This window comes from Candidatus Igneacidithiobacillus taiwanensis (genome assembly GCF_031962545.1).
Classification (GTDB): Bacteria; Pseudomonadota; Gammaproteobacteria; order Acidithiobacillales; family Acidithiobacillaceae; genus Igneacidithiobacillus; species Igneacidithiobacillus taiwanensis.
In genome coordinates this window covers 38772-54051 of the sequence record NZ_JAVRKK010000003.1, presented here as the reverse complement: position 1 = coordinate 54051, position 15280 = coordinate 38772, and the positions used below count along the sequence as shown (strand labels likewise).

Annotated in this window: 14 protein-coding genes; 7 read left to right on the top strand and 7 right to left on the bottom strand. The window is 61.5% G+C overall.

The window, feature by feature from the left end; translation table 11 throughout:
- Positions 1-30 precede the first annotated feature (30 nt).
- On the top strand, positions 31-300 hold the full coding sequence (locus tag RTI30_RS01105) for an oxidative damage protection protein (RefSeq protein WP_312260732.1): 270 nt from the start codon (positions 31-33) through the stop codon (positions 298-300).
- Between the two features lie 333 nt (positions 301-633).
- Positions 634-882, top strand: a complete 249-nt coding sequence (locus RTI30_RS01100) for a hypothetical protein (protein ID WP_312260734.1) — start codon at positions 634-636, stop codon at positions 880-882.
- Positions 883-986: 104 nt separating this feature from the next.
- Here the strand turns inward: RTI30_RS01100 and RTI30_RS01095 are convergent, their stop codons facing one another.
- The gene (locus RTI30_RS01095; RefSeq protein ID WP_312260736.1) at positions 987-2684 is read right to left on the bottom strand and encodes a hypothetical protein; all 1698 of its coding nucleotides are present in this window, start codon (positions 2682-2684) and stop codon (positions 987-989) included.
- Between the two features lie 177 nt (positions 2685-2861).
- On the opposite strand from RTI30_RS01095, the gene RTI30_RS01090 reads away from it, so the two are divergent.
- Genes RTI30_RS01090 through RTI30_RS01075 form a run of 4 tightly spaced genes read left to right on the top strand, consistent with a single transcriptional unit; the run spans position 2862 to position 7640 of the window.
- Complete coding sequence (locus RTI30_RS01090; protein WP_312260737.1) at positions 2862-3308, top strand: DUF1841 family protein; 447 nt, start codon at positions 2862-2864, stop codon at positions 3306-3308.
- A gap of 11 nt (positions 3309-3319) precedes the next feature.
- Complete coding sequence (locus RTI30_RS01085; RefSeq protein ID WP_312260739.1) at positions 3320-5104, top strand: M3 family oligoendopeptidase; 1785 nt, start codon at positions 3320-3322, stop codon at positions 5102-5104.
- Positions 5104-6519 carry a class II fumarate hydratase gene (gene fumC / locus RTI30_RS01080; RefSeq protein ID WP_312260740.1) on the top strand — a complete coding sequence of 472 codons (1416 nt, stop codon included), beginning with the start codon at positions 5104-5106 and terminating at the stop codon, positions 6517-6519. The genes RTI30_RS01085 and fumC overlap by 1 nt, the downstream gene beginning before the upstream one ends.
- A complete protein-coding gene (locus RTI30_RS01075; RefSeq protein ID WP_312260742.1) occupies positions 6516-7640 on the top strand; it encodes a 3-deoxy-7-phosphoheptulonate synthase in 1125 nt (374 codons plus the stop codon). The genes fumC and RTI30_RS01075 overlap by 4 nt, the downstream gene beginning before the upstream one ends.
- 20 nt (positions 7641-7660) lie before the next feature.
- Here the strand turns inward: RTI30_RS01075 and metG are convergent, their stop codons facing one another.
- The 3 genes from metG to RTI30_RS01060 are packed head-to-tail and all read right to left on the bottom strand — an operon-like array spanning position 7661 to position 11491.
- Entirely contained in the window at positions 7661-9670 is a 2010-nt protein-coding gene (metG, locus tag RTI30_RS01070) for a methionine--tRNA ligase (protein ID WP_312260743.1), read from the bottom strand.
- Positions 9671-9716: 46 nt separating this feature from the next.
- Entirely contained in the window at positions 9717-10496 is a 780-nt protein-coding gene (locus tag RTI30_RS01065; RefSeq protein WP_312260744.1) for an HAD family hydrolase, read from the bottom strand.
- Positions 10497-10498: 2 nt separating this feature from the next.
- Positions 10499-11491 carry an aminoglycoside phosphotransferase family protein gene (locus RTI30_RS01060; RefSeq protein WP_312260746.1) on the bottom strand — a complete coding sequence of 331 codons (993 nt, stop codon included), beginning with the start codon at positions 11489-11491 and terminating at the stop codon, positions 10499-10501.
- 104 nt (positions 11492-11595) lie between these two features.
- Here RTI30_RS01060 and RTI30_RS01055 point away from each other — a divergent pair, with 104 nt between their 5' ends.
- Positions 11596-12930 (top strand): aminopeptidase P N-terminal domain-containing protein, encoded by a 1335-nt coding sequence (locus RTI30_RS01055; RefSeq protein ID WP_312260748.1) that lies wholly within the window; start codon positions 11596-11598, stop codon positions 12928-12930.
- 18 nt (positions 12931-12948) lie between these two features.
- On the opposite strand, the gene RTI30_RS01050 is transcribed toward RTI30_RS01055, so the two are convergent.
- From RTI30_RS01050 to RTI30_RS01040, 3 genes are all read right to left on the bottom strand, one after another.
- The gene (locus tag RTI30_RS01050) at positions 12949-13506 is read right to left on the bottom strand and encodes a hypothetical protein (protein WP_312260750.1); all 558 of its coding nucleotides are present in this window, start codon (positions 13504-13506) and stop codon (positions 12949-12951) included.
- Positions 13507-13659: 153 nt separating this feature from the next.
- Entirely contained in the window at positions 13660-14406 is a 747-nt protein-coding gene (locus RTI30_RS01045) for a type III pantothenate kinase (RefSeq protein ID WP_312260751.1), read from the bottom strand.
- Positions 14403-15278 (bottom strand): biotin--[acetyl-CoA-carboxylase] ligase, encoded by an 876-nt coding sequence (locus tag RTI30_RS01040; protein WP_312260753.1) that lies wholly within the window; start codon positions 15276-15278, stop codon positions 14403-14405. Before RTI30_RS01040 ends, RTI30_RS01045 begins: the two co-directional genes overlap by 4 nt.
- Between the last annotated feature and the right edge of the window lie 2 nt (positions 15279-15280).

Sequence of the window (15280 nt, the reverse complement as noted above, 5' to 3'; positions counted from 1 at the left end):
GCGGATCTGGTATTACTGGGAGGCTGCGACGTGACGAGAATGGTGCACTGCGTCAAATTGGGCAAGGAAGCGGAAGGATTGGATCGTCCCCCCTATCCGGGTCCCTTGGGGGCGCGCATTTACCAAGAAGTCTCCAAGGAGGCTTGGCAGGATTGGCTCAAACACCAGACGATGCTGATCAACGAGTACCGACTCTCGCCCATCGATCCCAAGTCGCGTTCCTTTCTAGAAAAACAGATGGAAGCCTTCTTCTTTGGTGGTGGCGCCGAGACTCCCGAAGGCTACGTTCCGCAGCCCTGATAGCTCTGTCGCTCTTTGGCGACGGTGCTACTCTTGGTATCGGGCCTGCCACGGTATTTGGGCTGAGAGCCTAGTCGCTTGATGCTTTAGGCCTTTTCCTTGGCAGGGTAAAGGCTCTGGGGATGGTTTACCGTTTTGGGGCTGGCGGCGATGGATTGTAGTGTCCATCGCATTCGCTTTCGCCCGACAGTCCGGGCTTTCCTGTTGCGCGAAAAATTTCATAACTATTTGTTTTAATTAATATAAATTATTTGGCACAAAAACTGCTTTCCAGAAGGTGCTGACTTTGTATCAGCCCGCGTAAGCGGATCTCAACTTTTGGAAGGAGTGTTTATGAAGAAGATTGTTGCTCTCACGGCTGCCCTGTCTTTCCTGACCGCCAGCGCCAGTTTCGCTGCTGAAGAGGCCCCTGCCGCTGCCGCCGCCGAGAAGCCGGCTGTTGCCGAAAAGGCGCCGATGGAGAAGGCTGAGCACCACACCAAGCACTATCATCATCACAGCAAGAAGCATCATGTGGTGAAGAAGGCCGAGCCCAAGAAGGCGGAAGCGCCTGCGGCCGAGGCTCCTGCCGCTGCCGAGTAATCCAGCGAGCTAAGCTTAAGGGCCGGGAACGTGAGTTCCCGGCCCTTTTCTGTTGGGTGCTGCCGAACCCAGCAGGGTGCAGCAGCTGATCCGCTTAGATCCGCTTAGGCCTGCTTCCAGGCCTTCAGGAAGATGCTGGCGAAGCGAACGGCAAACTTCAATACGAACTGGGTGTCTTTGGCAAAGAAGATCTTGATCAGGCCAAAGATGCCACCGCCTTTGTTGGCCTCGTCTTTCATCTCGACCTGGGTCTGCGCTAGGGCCTTGACGGCCTTGTCGACGCCACCGGCAAAGACGGCATCCGAAGGAATGAGGGGCAGGACTTTGTCGAAAACCAGATTGACCTTGTGCAGCAGACCAGCCTTCTGCAGCTTGCCGACCAAGGCAAGGGCTTCTGGCAGCATGGCCATTAGGTTGGCTTCGTGTAGGTCCTTGACGAGCCCTTTGACACGCGTGGTGAGGTTGGGCGCGTCCCCCTTGAGCATGGCGGTACCCAGCTGCGCAATCTCCATCCACGCCAGGGCGCCCTGACTGATGTTGGCGCCAATCGCCTTGATGGTCCCATCGCGCCACATCTCGCCCAGGAAATCCGTTGCCGTACACACGGCAATGCTCAGATCGCCGCGGGGGGAGAGGATATCGCCGAGATGTATGCCTTGCCGCTCGAGGTTGCAAGCCAAGTTGCGCATAGTCTCGGCAATGGTTTCGGCATGGTCGAGGAGACCGTTGATTTGATCGGCCATGTCGCCAGCCTTGGCGTCGCCGAGGGCAATGCGCTTGGCGCGTTGAGCAATTTTGCCCCACTTTTCTGCTTCTTCGGCGAGGGCGTCGAGTTTTTCCGGCAGATCGAGTTCGGTGATGATGCCCTGCACCGCTGCTAGGCCGTCCTTGCCGGCCTGCAAGTAGAATCCGGCATTACTGGCATAGCCTGCTACCTTCTCGACCTGATCGAGCAGGCCCTCGACGCGGCTGACGATGTCGCCATTTTCGCCAGCGGCCAGCTTCTTGACCCGCATGGCTACGTGCAGCCAGCGCTTGCCGGCTACGCCAACGGTACCGATGGTGCCACTCAGGTCAGCGCTGTTGAGCAGTTCTGGGGCTGTATCCTTGAGGGTACCGAGGGCCACACTCATCTGGCCGCCAAGGATCTCCGCCATGTCGAGGAGCCCCGAGAGCCGCGCCTGCAGGCTGGGGGCATCGCCCTGGAGCAACTTTTGCGCGCGCTTGGCCAGTTGCAACCACTGGTCGGCCATTTCCTGCAGCTCGTCGAGCCGATCAGGAAGGTCCAGCTCGCCCGCCATGTCGCTGATGACCTGCACGCCCTGTTTGGCGCTGACCCAGTAATATTGGACGTTTTGGGCAGCGCTACGCAGTTTGTTGACCATGTCCTCGGGGCTGTCGCCGATGAGGGGGCACTTCAACTCCCCGCTCAGGGTCGCGAGAGAGCTGAAGAATCCGGATTTTTGCAGGTTGTTGAGAATGGTGAGGAGCTCGCCGATGGTCTTGTCGAGCTGGGCATCTTTGATTTCACTAAAGAGCTGCTTGAGGCGTTCGGTACCGCCCTCGACGGTGAGCATCCCTTGGAGCGACTCGACAGTCTCCCGCAGGGCGTCGAGTTGTGGCTGGTACTTGGCAAGGAGCTTGTCGGTGTCGATGGCATTGGGAAGTTCGTTGAGAACATCGCGGAACATCTGCAAGAGGTTTTGGAGCTGGACGGCGGCGTCCCCCACTTTGCCGAGCCCTGCCCACTGCTGGGGGGTAAGGGCGACTACTGCTTCCGCTGCTGCGTTTCCGTTGGCCATGACGTATTCATCTCCCGCTGAATGATGCTGATATGCGCCTAATTGGGTCGAGCCACGCTTATTTAACACAAGAAAGTGCTATTTTCCAGCCGCGCAATCCTGCTGCATGGAAGCTTGCGTGCGTCTTGCCCCAGTTTTACGGGGACGTATGATGAAAGAATCTGCCGTGAATGGGTAATGAATATGCTTTATGGAAGCAGGAGAGAAACCTATCGTCAGGTATTTGTCGATACCTGGGCACGGTTTCGCGCCGGGCAGCCCCTCGACGCCATGGGTGAGCGGATCGTCTCGGTGCTCCAGCGGCATCCCGAATATCACGCTCTCCTGGCGGATCGTGACTTGGCCTTGGCCGCCGACTATCCGCCAGAGTTGGGTATGAGCAATCCGTTTGCCCATCTCTCCTTGCACATCGCCCTCCTCGAGCTCTTGGCGAGCGAACAGCCGCCGGGTATTGTGCAGGAGTTTGCCAAGCTCTGCGCTCGGCACGGTCGTGATGCGGCCGAGCATCTGGTGGTGGATTGTTTGGGAGAGTTGATCTGGCAGGCGCAGCGCGACGGTCGCGACCCTGACCTCGGGGCTTTGCTGCCCTGTTTGCGCGGCGCCTCGGGCCGGAAAAAATCGTAAGGAGAACGGGAATGGCGGAAGCCAAGACGGGAGCAGAGGCGGTACATTGGCGGCTGGAGGACCTCTACGCTGGGCAGGAAGATGCGCGCTTGGCGGCAGACATGGAATGGGCGGCAGCAGCGGCTGCCGCTTTTGCCGAACGCTACCGGCCGCGCTTTGCCGATCTTTCCGCGGCCGAATTGGCGCAGGCCATGGCCGAACTCGAGGCCCTGCGCGCCCGTTTGGCACGGGTTGGGGCGTACCGCTATTTGGCTTACGTCACTCATGCCGACGACCCCCTCTACGGCGCCGCCCTACAGCAGTATCAGGAGCGGGCCACCCAGATTGGCAATCAGCTGATTTTTTTTGACATCGCCTGGAATGCCCTGCCCGCAGAGCGCGCCGAGGCGTTGCTGCAAAGCCCGGAACTCAGCACTTGGGAGCATCTGTTGCGCCAATGGCGTCGCTACGCCGCACATCTTCGCAATGAGTCGGAAGAGCAGATTCTCGCCGAGAAGAACGTCACCGGCCGCGGACTGTGGGAGCGACTCTTCGACGAGACCCTTACCGAGATGCGTTTTTCCCTGCGCGGCAAGGAGATCAGCGAGCAAGAGGTGCTCAGTAAGCTCTCGCATTCCGACCGCGACTTACGTCACGACGCTGCCGAGGCCCTGAGCCGCGGGCTCGAGGGACGCCTACACACCCTCACGTTTTGCTTCAATGCCGTCCTTGCCGACAAGGCCCTGGACGACCGCCTGCGTCGCTACCCGCATTGGTTGGCGGAGCGTAATCTCGCCAATGAAATCGACGATGCCATGGTCGAGGCCCTGGAGCAGGCCGTGGTGGCTCGCTACTCTCTGGTTGGGCGCTATTACCGACTCAAGGCCAAGCTTCTCGGTATCAGCCCTCTGCGCGACTACGACCGCTACGCCCCCTTGCCCGGCAGCTCGCGCAGCTACTCCTGGGAGGAGTGTCGAGAAATCGTTCTGGGTGCCTTTACGGATTTCTCGCCGGAGTTGGCCGCCATTGGCGAGCGTTTCTTTAGCGAGGGCTGGATCGATGCCGCGTTGGCGCCGGGCAAGCGGGGCGGCGCCTTTGCGCATCCGGTCACTCCCGATGTGCATCCCTATTTGATGGTCAACTACACCGGCACGGTGCGCGACGTGATGACCGTTGCCCATGAACTCGGCCACGGCATTCACCAATATTTGGCGCGGGAGCAGGGCTTTCTCAATGCCGATACCCCCCTGACCACCGCCGAGACCGCCTCGGTGTTCAGTGAGATGCTGACCTTTGAGCGGCTCATGCGCGGCGAAAGCCGGCCGGATAAGCGCTTAGCCCTGCTCTGCGGCAAGATCGAAGATACCTTTGCGACGGTCTTCCGGCAGACCGCCATGCACCGCTTCGAGGCGAAGATGCACGCGGCGCGGCGTAGCGAGGGGGAGCTCAGCAAGGAGCGGCTGGCGGAATTCTGGCTGCAGACCCAGGAAGAGCAGTTTGCAGGTAGTGTGGAGTTCAGCCCCGGCTATCGCTGGTGGTGGAGCTATATACCGCACTTCATCGGCTCGCCGGGGTACGTATACGCCTATGCCTTTGGCGAATTGCTGACCCTGGCACTCATCCAGCGCTACCGGGAGTTGGGCAGCGCTTTTGTGCCGGGGTACACGGAAATGCTGCGCCTGGGCGGCAGCCGCGCGCCGGTGGAGGTGGTGGCGGCTGCCGGTGTGCGCCTCGATGACCCGCGCATTTGGGACAGTGCCCTCGACTATCTCGAGGGCATGGTGGCCGAGGCCGAACGCCTGGCCGGGGTGCAGTAATGCGGCTGGAGCGGGATAGCCTCGGTAGTGTCGGGGTCGAAGACACTGCATTGTGGGGAGCGCAGACCCAGCGCTCTTTGCAATTTTTTGCCATTGGTGAAGAGCGTATGCCGCTGGCCATCATCCATGCGCTGGCACAGATCAAGGCGGCGGCAGCGCGCAGTAATGTTGCCCTGGGATTGCTAGCGCCGGAGCTGGGAGCAGCCATTGCCGACGCCGCCTTGGCGGTGGCGCGCGGGGAGTACGACGAGCAGTTTCCCCTGCGGGTTTGGCAGACCGGCAGCGGCACCCAAAGCAACATGAACGTCAACGAGGTCATCGCCAACCTTGCCAACGAGGGCCTGGGCCAAGCGCGGGGTAGCAAATCGCCAATACACCCCAACGACCATGTCAACCTGGGGCAATCTTCCAACGATGTTTTCCCCAGCGCCCTGCATCTGAGTGTGGCTCTGGCCCTGCAGCAGCAGGTGTTGCCGGCCTTGGCGCGACTGCGAGACTTGTTGCAGCGGCGCAGTGAAGACTTTGCCGATGTCCTCAAGATTGGGCGCACGCATTTGATGGACGCCGTGCCCCTGCGTTTGGGGCAGGAATTCTCTGGCTATGTGGACCAATTGCGCCAGGGCGAAGCGGGCATCCGCGCCACCCTGCCGGGGCTCTACGCCCTGGCCCTCGGGGGCACGGCGGTGGGTACCGGGCTCAATACCCATCCCGAATTTGCCACCCGGGTCTGTGCCTTGCTACAGGACTGGGTGGGGCTGCCGCTGCACCCCGCCGAAAATCTCTTTGCTGCCCTAGCCGGGCAGGAGGCCCTCTGCCAGTTGAGCGGACAGCTGCGAAGTCTGGCCATGTCGTTACTTAAGATTGGCAACGACATCCGCTGGATGGGTTCGGGGCCGCGGGCGGGTCTGGGCGAGCTCAGCCTGCCGGAAAACGAGCCCGGCTCCTCGATCATGCCAGGCAAGGTCAACCCCACCCAGGCCGAAGCCTTGAGCATGGTCTGCGCCCAGGTTTTTGGTAACGATGCGGCAGTGGCCTTTGCCGCCTCCCAGGGGAACTTTGAACTGAACGTCTATAAACCCGTCATAGGCTACAATGTGCTGCAAAGCATCCGCTTGCTCGCCGATGCCATGGACTCCTTCGGCGAGCACTGCGTGCGCGACTTGCAGGCACGGCCAAAAGAGCTGCGCCGGCACCTGGAGAGCTCCTTGATGCTGGTGACCGCCCTGGTGCCGCGATTGGGCTATGAGCAGGCCGCAGCCATTGCCCAGCGGGCACATCGCGAGGGCAGTACCCTGCGCGAGGCGGCCCTGGCGAGTGGTGGCATAACCGCGGCAGAGCTCGACGAAATTCTCCGACCGGAGCGGATGCTGGCGCCGGAACCGATTACGCGTGGCGAGGAAAGGAAAAAACCATGATCTTGATTTTGGATGCAGACTTGCAGGAGGGTGCGCCGGAGTATCAGGCCCTGCTGCGCTATCTCGATGGCTTGGCCAATATCGAATACCGGGTGCATCGGGTACAGGGGGCGGAGCAGGTATTGCGCGAGATCTATCTCATCGGCAATACCAAGGCCTTGAGCCTGGAGCAAATGGAGTCTTTGCCGGGGGTGGCGCGGGCGATCCGCGTGTCGCGGGAGTATCGCGTGCTTGGGCGTCACCAGAATGACGCGCGGGCGAGTGGTTTTGTGTACAACGGCGTCGAATTCAGCCAAGACACCCTGCACGTGTTCGCCGGCCTCTGCGCCGTCGACACCCGCGAGCATGTCGAGCAAATGATGCGCGCCCTGCAAGAAAACGGACAGGTGTGCACGCGTATGGGCGCCTACAAACCGCGCACCAGCCCCTATGCCTTTCAGGGGCATGGTAAGGCCTGCTTGCCCTATGTCTTTGAGTTGGCCGGCAAATACGGCATCAAGGTGATTGCCATGGAGATCCTCCACGAGCAGCACATGGAAGAAATCCACGAGGCGCTGGCGGCAACCGGTAACCCTACCGGGGTGATGCTGCAGATCGGCACGCGCAACACCCAGAATTTTGAGCTGCTCAAGGCGGTGGGGCGCCAGCAGGAATTTCCGGTGCTGCTCAAGCGCGGTTTTGGCATCACCCTCGAAGAGTCGCTGAATGCCGCCGAATATCTCGCTTCGGAGGGCAATAGCCATGTCGTCTTTGGCCTGCGTGGCATGAAGACCAATTTGGGCGATCCGCATCGTAACTTTGTCGATTTTGCCCAGGTGCCGGTGGTCAAACGACTGACGCGTATGCCGGTTTGTATCGATCCTTCCCACTCCGTGGGCAGCCGCGATAGCGGGCCGGATGGCATTCCGGAGATTTTTCAGGTGACTGCCCAAGGGGTGATTGCTGGGGCCAATATGGTCTTGGTGGACTTCCATCCCGATCCCGCCACCGCTTTGGTCGATGGCCCGCAAGCGCTGCTCCTGCGCGAATTGCCTTGGTTTTTGGAGGATGTGCGCTTGGCTCGGGAAACCTACGAGGAACGTCGTTTGCTGGCGGGGGCACAGCACGAGGGCAGCGCCTGAGCCCCTTGCCGCCGGCGCGTTTACTTGACGCGCATGCCGGGGGCGGCGCCGCTATCGGGCGATAGCAGAAAGGGGCCGCCCTCGGGACCGCTGGCGGCGAGGACCATGCCCTCCGAAAGGCCAAAGCGCATCTTGCGTGGGGCGAGATTGGCGACCATGACCGTGAGTCGTCCCACCAAGGATTCCGGCGCGTAGGCACTCTTGATGCCGGCAAAGACCGAACGGGTTTTGTCCTCGCCAATGTCGAGGGTGAGGTGCAGGAGCTTGTCGGCCCCCTCCACCGCCTCGGCAGCGACGATGCGGGCAATCCGCAGCTCGACCTTGGTAAAATCATCGATGCCGATGTGGCTGGCTTGTTCCACAGCGGGTTGCGTAACCGAAGTCGCGGCTACGGCTTCGCTGGGGGCTTGGATGAGGGCGTCCACTTGGGTTTTGTCCATACGTTGCAACAGATGGGTATAGGGAGCGATTTCGTGGCCGAGGAGGGGGTGGGCAACGGCATCCCAGGCGAGTTCACTACGCAGAAAATCGCAGGCGCGCTGGCTCAGGCGCGGCAGCACCGGGCTCAGTAGGGTGATCAGCAGCCGAAAGCCATTGAGGACCAGGGTGCAGACCCGGTGTAGGTGCTCGCGCTCTTGCGGATCCTTGGCCAAGAGCCAGGGGGCATGGCGATCGACGTAGGCATTGAGTTGGTCGGCCAAGGCGAGGATCTCGCGCATGGCACGGGCATACTCCCGGGCCTCGTAGCTGGCGGCAATTTCTTCCTGCTTGCTGCAGAGCTGCGTGTAAAATTCCTGATCTTCTCCCAGGCTCGCGGCGAGACGGCCGGCAAAATGCTTTTCGATGAAACCCGAAGCCCGCGCCGCCAGGTTGACTACCTTGCCCACCAAGTCGCCGTTGCCCTTGAGGACGAAGTCCTCGAGATTGAGGTCGAGATCTTCGACATGGCTGTTCAGCTTGCAGGCAAAGTAGTAGCGCAAGAATTCCGGGTCGAGGCGATCGAGATACTGCCGCACGGTAATGGAGGTGCCCCGGGATTTGCTCATCTTGGCGCCGTTGACGGTAAGGTGCCCGTGGGCAAAAACGCCGGTGGGCAGCCTGTGGCCGGAGCCTTGGAGCATGGCAGGCCAAAAGAGGGCATGAAAATAGATGATGTCTTTGCCGATGAAGTGATAGAGCTCCGTCTTGGCCGCGGCACCCCAGAATTCGGCAAAATCCCGCCCATGCTGCTGGCACCAGTGCCGGGTGGCGGCCATGTAGCCGGGTAGGGCATCGAGCCAGACGTAAAAGAACTTGCCCGGGGCGTCGGGAATGGGAATGCCAAAGTAGGGCGCGTCGCGGCTGATGTCCCAGTCGCTCAGGCCAATGCGGAACCACTCGTCGAGCTTGTTGGCCATTTCCTCCTGCAGGGTGCCGCTATGGATCCAGGTCTGCAGGAATTCGGCAAAATCCCCAAGCTGAAAAAAGTAGTGCTCGGAGTTGCGGCGTACCGGTGTGGCCCCGGAGACGGCCGAGCGCGGCTCGAGAAGATCCGTGGGGCTGTAGGTGGCGCCGCAAACCTCGCAGTTGTCGCCGTACTGGTCCGGCGCCTTGCAGCGCGGGCAGGTACCGCGAATGAAGCGGTCGGGCAGAAACATCTCCGCCACCGGGTCGTAGGCCTGTTCGATTTCGCGCACGCTAATGTGCTCGGCGGCACGCAGAGCACGGTAAAGCTCTTGGGAAATGGCAAAGTTTTCCGGCGAGTGGGTGCTGTGGTAGAGATCGAAGGCAATGCCGAAATCGGTAAAATCGCGCAGATGCTCGTCGTGCATGCGGCTAATCAATTCCTCCGGGCTGATCCCTTCGGCCTGGGCGCGCAGCATGATGGGGGTGCCGTGGGCGTCGTCGGCGCAAAAATAGCGGCATTCGTGGCCGCGCAGGCGCTGATAGCGGGCCCAGATGTCGGTTTGGGTGTACTCCACCATGTGCCCGAGGTGCAAAGGACCGTTGGCATAGGGGAGGGCGCTGGTGACGAGGATCTGACGTTTCATGGAAGGCTAACTTACCCGCCTTTCCGTCAATGGGCAATGGCCGCCTCTAGCAGCGCTCAGCAAGAAAGCGGATACCCTCCAGGGCTTGGTAGAGGTCGCGGGCGTCATAGTCGGCGCGCTGGTCGCGGTAGTCTTTGCGCCCCTGATCGCTCCACACGAGGATGGTCTTGAGGCCCGCCTGCTGGGCGCCGTATACATCGCGGTACATGTCGTTGCCCACATAGATGCTCTCTTGTGGCTGCACCCCGAGCTGCGCGCAGGTTTGGGTGAAGAGGCGCGGGTCGGGTTTGCGGTAACCGTAGTCGCTGGAAATGGTTTTGACGGCAAAGTACTTGCGGATCTTGGTCATGCGCATTTCCGGCTTGGCAAAGTCGCGCTGGGCGTCGGAGACGATGGCCAGCTGGAACTCGCCGCTAATGCTTTGCAGCAGTTCCTTGGCACCGGGGTAGCGCTCGATCATCCGCCGCGACAGAGCACGGTGCAGGCGCACCAGTTCCTTGGCCAAACGCTCGCGGCGTTTTTCTACCGCGTGCATGCGTTCCTCACCCTCGCTGGCAACGGCCTCCGGGCGAAAATGCTTGGCGCCGCTGCGCAAGATTTCCCGCCATACCCCGCGGGCATCCATTTCCGGATAGGTTTCGGGCGAGTGTTTCTTTTGCTGCTTGGCAAGATCGAAGTACCGCTCGCGCAGGGCGTCGGCGCCGATGTGGATGCGGTGGTAGCTCAGATATCGCGACAAGGCCCAATAGATCTCGCCCTGGGATTCGTCGGTCTCGATGTGGATCAGGGTGCCATACAGGTCAAAAAGAACGGCGCGGATGCTCATGGTTACCTCCGTAGGCAGGCGAGGGCGCGGTGCACCAGACCGCGGGCATAGTGGTCCCCCAGGTAGCTGTTGCGGGCGATGCGCAGCAGGGTGAGGGCCATGTAGAAGGGCAGGCGATGGGTGATGGCGCGAAAGGCCGCCGGCTGGTCGGGAAAATGCCGACAGTACTCCCACAAAAAGTGACCGATATAGGGCTCTGCCATTTCCCAGCGGCCAAAACGATGCAGGGCCCAGTGCTGTAGCTCCCCGGCCAGCATACCGAGGTCGTAGGCGCGGTCGCCAAAGTGAGAGCGCTCAAAATCGATGGCGGTGAGTTGATGATGGCCGCTCACCAGAAAGTTGGCGGGGGTGGCGTCGCCATGCAGGCGCACGCAATGGTCGGCATGCATGGCCGGGTCGGCATCCCAATGGCCACGCCAGGCATAGAGTTGGTCGATGTCGCCTTGCCGGGCCCGCCCGCGCCGCCAAAGGCGAGCAACGATCTTGTCGAAGTAGGGAAACACCGCACTCACCTGCGCCGGATCGCCGCGCACGTTGTGATTGTGCAAGCGGGCAAGAAAATAGGCGAGATCCGAGAGACTATGGTACATGTCTTGGTCGGCGGTACCCGGTTGGCAGCGCGCCCAGATGCGATGCAGCGGCTCCCCCAGCACAAAGCATTCGAAGAGCACGTCGGCAAAGTCGGGATTCACGCCGAGGGGCTGCACCACCCGATGTTGTCCCTGCCCAAGGCCGTTACCGTGGAGGAGGGAAAGTACCTGAAATTCGTGCAAGGCAGCAGCGGCATTGTCGGCTTCGGAATGGCGATCAAAAAACTTGCCGAGCACGCGCCGACCATGGCGACGATCCTCATAGAGATAGACGGCATTGGAGCCGGCCAGGGCAAAGACGCGAAAACCCTTGCTGGGAGTGATGCCCAATCGCGCCATAAAGATTTGCTGGTACAGATAGTCGTAAAGGGGATCGGAGCGCTGCAGGTGTCCTAGATATTGCACTCGCCCATCCTCGCTGCCTTGCCTGAGCCTTGAGCTTAGCACAAGGAGCCTGGCGCGGCCTGCTGTGCTATAGTAAAGACTTTCCGAGAAACAGGCAGAAAAGCATGTCCGATCTCTCTCTACCGCGCCCGGATACCCTGGCCCGACGCCGCCGTTTGCTGGCGCAGATAGGGCAGGGGGGCATCCTGGTGCTGCCGACGGCGCGGGAACAGATCCGTAACCGCGATGTAGCCTACCCCTTTCGACCCGACTCCGACTTTTTCTACCTGACCGCCTTTGCCGAGCCCGAGGCCCTCTTGGTGCTGGCGCCGGGGCATGGGGAAGGCGAGCAGATCCTCTTTTGCCGCCCTCGTGATCCCGAGCGAGAAACCTGGGACGGGCGGCGGGCCGGCATTGAAGGTGCTCGCGAGCTCTGCCAGGTCGATCAGTGCTATTCCATCGACAAGGTCGACGAGTTGTTGCCCAAATTGCTCGAAAATCGCTCCGTCCTCCTCTACCCCATGGGGGTGGATGCGAGTTTCGATGCCCGTGTGCAGACTTGGCGCAACCAGGCGCGCAGCCGCAGCCGCCAAGGCATCGGCTATCCTATGGAGCTGGTCGATTCCGGGCACTTTTTGCAGGAGATGCGGCTGCACAAGGATGCCGTGGAGGCCGATCTGATGCGCGCTGCGGCGGGGGTGAGTGCGGCCGGGCATCGTCATGGCATGCGCCAGACCCGCCCGGGGATGTGGGAATATCAGCTCCAGGCCGAGATCGAATATGTCTTTCAGCGCCAAGGGGCGGCACGCCTTGCGTATTCCAGCATCGTGGGCGGTGGGGCCAACGGCTGCATCCTCCATTACGTAGAAAATCGCGATGAGCTGCGCGACGGCGATCTGGTCCTGGTCGATGCCGGCGCGGAAATAGGCGGCTACGCTGGCGACATCACCCGCACCTGGCCGGTGAATGGTCGTTTTTCCGGGCCGCAGCGAGACATCTACGCCCTGGTGTTGGCGAGTCAGAAGGCGGCGATTGCGGCGGTGCAGGTAGGGCGACCGGTGAGCGATTACCACGATGCGGCGGTGGCGGTTTTGGTGGATGGCCTGCGCGATTTGGGTATTCTTCGCCAAGGGCGGGAGGAAATTCTCGAAAAGCAGCTCTACCGCCCCTTCTACATGCACCGCACGGGCCACTGGCTCGGGATGGACGTACACGACGTGGGTGCCTATCGTCAGGGCAGCGAGCAGAGCTGGCGCCCCTTGGCGGCCGGTATGGCGCTAACGGTGGAGCCGGGCTTGTACTTTGCGCCGGGGCTCGAGGGCGTGCCTGCCGCGTATCAGGGTATTGGCATTCGCATCGAAGACGATCTCCTGCTTAGCGAGCAAGGGGCGGAGATCCTCTCCGCCGGTGTGCCCAAGGAGATCGAGGAAATCGAAGATCTGATGGCCGGAGGGCTGTGAAGGCAGCCGCTCTCGCCCTTACGAGTCGACGACCTTCGGTGCTCCAGTGCGCGGCAGGAAGCGTAGCTCAGCGCGCTGCACGCCAAAGTCTACTGCTTGCTGCACCGTGCTCATGAGGATGTCGGCAGACATCTTGTAGCGCGGGTTCATGGTATCCCAAACCACGCCCTGCACTACCTGCCCGGAACTGAGGAGGATGTCGACCTTCTCGCCACAGCGGTTGCCGCCATTGGGGCGAAAGAAGAGATCTTGCGATAGGGCAATTTGATTGGGCCGGGTTGGCCCGCAAGCCGACATGCTGGGGTTGCTGCTCGTTTGCCAGGCCACGGCGTTGTAAGCCGAGACGCGGTGCAAATAGATCAAGCGGTGCCCTAGCATGAGGGTGCCATTGACAGCAAGCTGGGGAGTGTTCTGCGCTTGCAGTTGCTTTTGCGCCGCCGCAAGCTCGGTGCTCTGCTGTTGCATGGCCTGATGGAGAAGCCCAACAGGCAATCCTGGCTGCGACATCGATACCGCGTTGGGCAGAATACCTGCCAAAAGAGCGATAGACACGCCCAAACCGATTTTTTCCAGCAAACAACCTTCTCCTATTACCGTGGGGCCTTCTGCGTGGCTGGGGTGCCTCCGGGCACCTTCTCCCAAGATATCCGTTTTTGGGACGGAGACTATCGCAAAATTATGAATGGAAATCAACGTGTTATAAAATAACAACAAAAACAATAAGTTATTCTATGTTTTTGATGTATTTACACTCTTTTGCACGAGGAAGGCAAAACCGCGCAGGAGGAGGAGAGGATCCTGCCGACTGGTGGGCAGCTGCGGATGCAGGCGCTGGGCATCGCCACCGGTCAACATGACCGCGCCATGGGGGTGTTCCGCCCGAAAATTGTCGATGGCCGCCCGCAGGGTGGCTACCACCCCATGCCAGATTCCCGCTTGCATGCAGCCCGCGGTATCGGTGCCAAGGCGGGGGATGTCGGTGGCGGGAAGGAGCCGCGGTAACTGGGCCGTCTGCCGGTGCAGGCAATCGAGCTGGCTCTGCAGGCCAGGCAAAATCCAGCCACCGCAAAAATGCCCGGCCGCCAGGGTGTCGACGGTGATGGCCGTACCTGCATCGATGACCAAGGCCGCGCCGCTACCCACCTCTTGCCAGGCACCCAAGAGGCAACAGCGGCGGTCGAAGCCGAGGGACTGCGGGGGGGTATAGGTATTGGGCAGGAGAAGATGAAAATACTCCGGGTCCCAGTCGGGCAGGCGGCAGTCGCGTAGTTCCTCTTGCCAGGCGCGGACCGCTGCCGGTACGACACCAGCGACATAGATCTCTTCTTGCTGCCACCAACGAGTCCAGGGCTCGCCCAAGGTTTGGCGCAGTGCTGCCGGCGCCAGGGCCGTGGAAAGGCGCGCGGTGCAGAAATTGATGCCGTCGCGGGTATGGGCGAAGAGGGTGTGGGTGTTACCGACGCTGATGAGGATCATGGCCGTGGCCGCAGGCGGACGCTACCGGCATCGAGGGTAAGCTGTTGGCGGCCGTTGCCAACGCGCAGGGCGCCATTTTCTTCGAGGGCGACGACCTGCCAGGCGGAGCGGCAGCCGTCTTCCTCCACTTCCACCCATCGTCCGTGCAGACGATTGGCTGCCTGCCATCGGTCATCAAAGGCGGCCAAACCAGCCTCCTCGAGGAGGGGGAAGTCCGCCTGCCACTGCCGTAGGATGGCAAGCAGCAGCGCCTGTCGCGGCAACGCGATGCCAAGCTCCGCCAGGCTGATGGCGCTTGCGGGCAAGGCAGGATCGGCATGCAGATTGATGCCGAGACCCAGCACCCAGCGCTGACCAGCAGGGCCATGGCGCCCCTCGACGAGCAATCCGGCCAGTTTGCGTTGCCCGACCCAGAGGTCGTTGGGCCACTTCAACCAGAGTTCGGGAATCTGGGCTTGCAGGACTTGGTAGACCCCAAGCCCGGCGACCAAGGGCAAGAGGCCGGCGCGACTTGGTGAAATCTCCACCGCCAGGCTGCAATAGAGATGTTTGCCAAAGGGGGAGTGCCAGTGCCGCCCGCGCTGCCCGTGCCCCGCCCATTGTGCCTCGGCAAGGCCCAGGCGCAGTTGCAGCGCCGCGAGCAGGCGGGTGTTGCTGGAGTCGCACAGGGGCCAGATGCCGATTTCGTCCTCAGCGAGGCCCAAAGCTGCGGCCAACTGGTCGGCCGCCCAAGGGGGTTCGGGAAGATCGAGGTGCCAGCCCGCGGCTTGCGCCCGTAGGGGTACACCCCAACGGGCAAACTCGGCGGCCCAGCCCTCTGCTTCGGCGCTGGTCAAGCCATGCCCGCGGTAGCAGTCCTCCAGGCGTGCCAAAA

Excerpts from the sequence above, each read along its gene's own strand:
- RTI30_RS01075 (WP_312260742.1), top strand. The coding sequence starts at position 6,516 with ATGATCTTGATTTTGGATGCAGACTTGCAGGAGGGTGCGCCGGAGTAT.
- fumC (WP_312260740.1), top strand. The coding sequence starts at position 5,104 with ATGCGGCTGGAGCGGGATAGCCTCGGTAGTGTCGGGGTCGAAGACACT.
- RTI30_RS01045 (WP_312260751.1), bottom strand. The coding sequence starts at position 14,406 with ATGATCCTCATCAGCGTCGGTAACACCCACACCCTCTTCGCCCATACC.
- RTI30_RS01090 (WP_312260737.1), top strand. The coding sequence starts at position 2,862 with ATGAATATGCTTTATGGAAGCAGGAGAGAAACCTATCGTCAGGTATTT.
- RTI30_RS01055 (WP_312260748.1), top strand. The coding sequence starts at position 11,596 with ATGTCCGATCTCTCTCTACCGCGCCCGGATACCCTGGCCCGACGCCGC.
- RTI30_RS01100 (WP_312260734.1), top strand. The coding sequence starts at position 634 with ATGAAGAAGATTGTTGCTCTCACGGCTGCCCTGTCTTTCCTGACCGCC.
- RTI30_RS01095 (WP_312260736.1), bottom strand. The coding sequence starts at position 2,684 with ATGGCCAACGGAAACGCAGCAGCGGAAGCAGTAGTCGCCCTTACCCCC.
- RTI30_RS01065 (WP_312260744.1), bottom strand. The coding sequence starts at position 10,496 with ATGAGCATCCGCGCCGTTCTTTTTGACCTGTATGGCACCCTGATCCAC.
- RTI30_RS01085 (WP_312260739.1), top strand. The coding sequence starts at position 3,320 with ATGGCGGAAGCCAAGACGGGAGCAGAGGCGGTACATTGGCGGCTGGAG.
- metG (WP_312260743.1), bottom strand. The coding sequence starts at position 9,670 with ATGAAACGTCAGATCCTCGTCACCAGCGCCCTCCCCTATGCCAACGGT.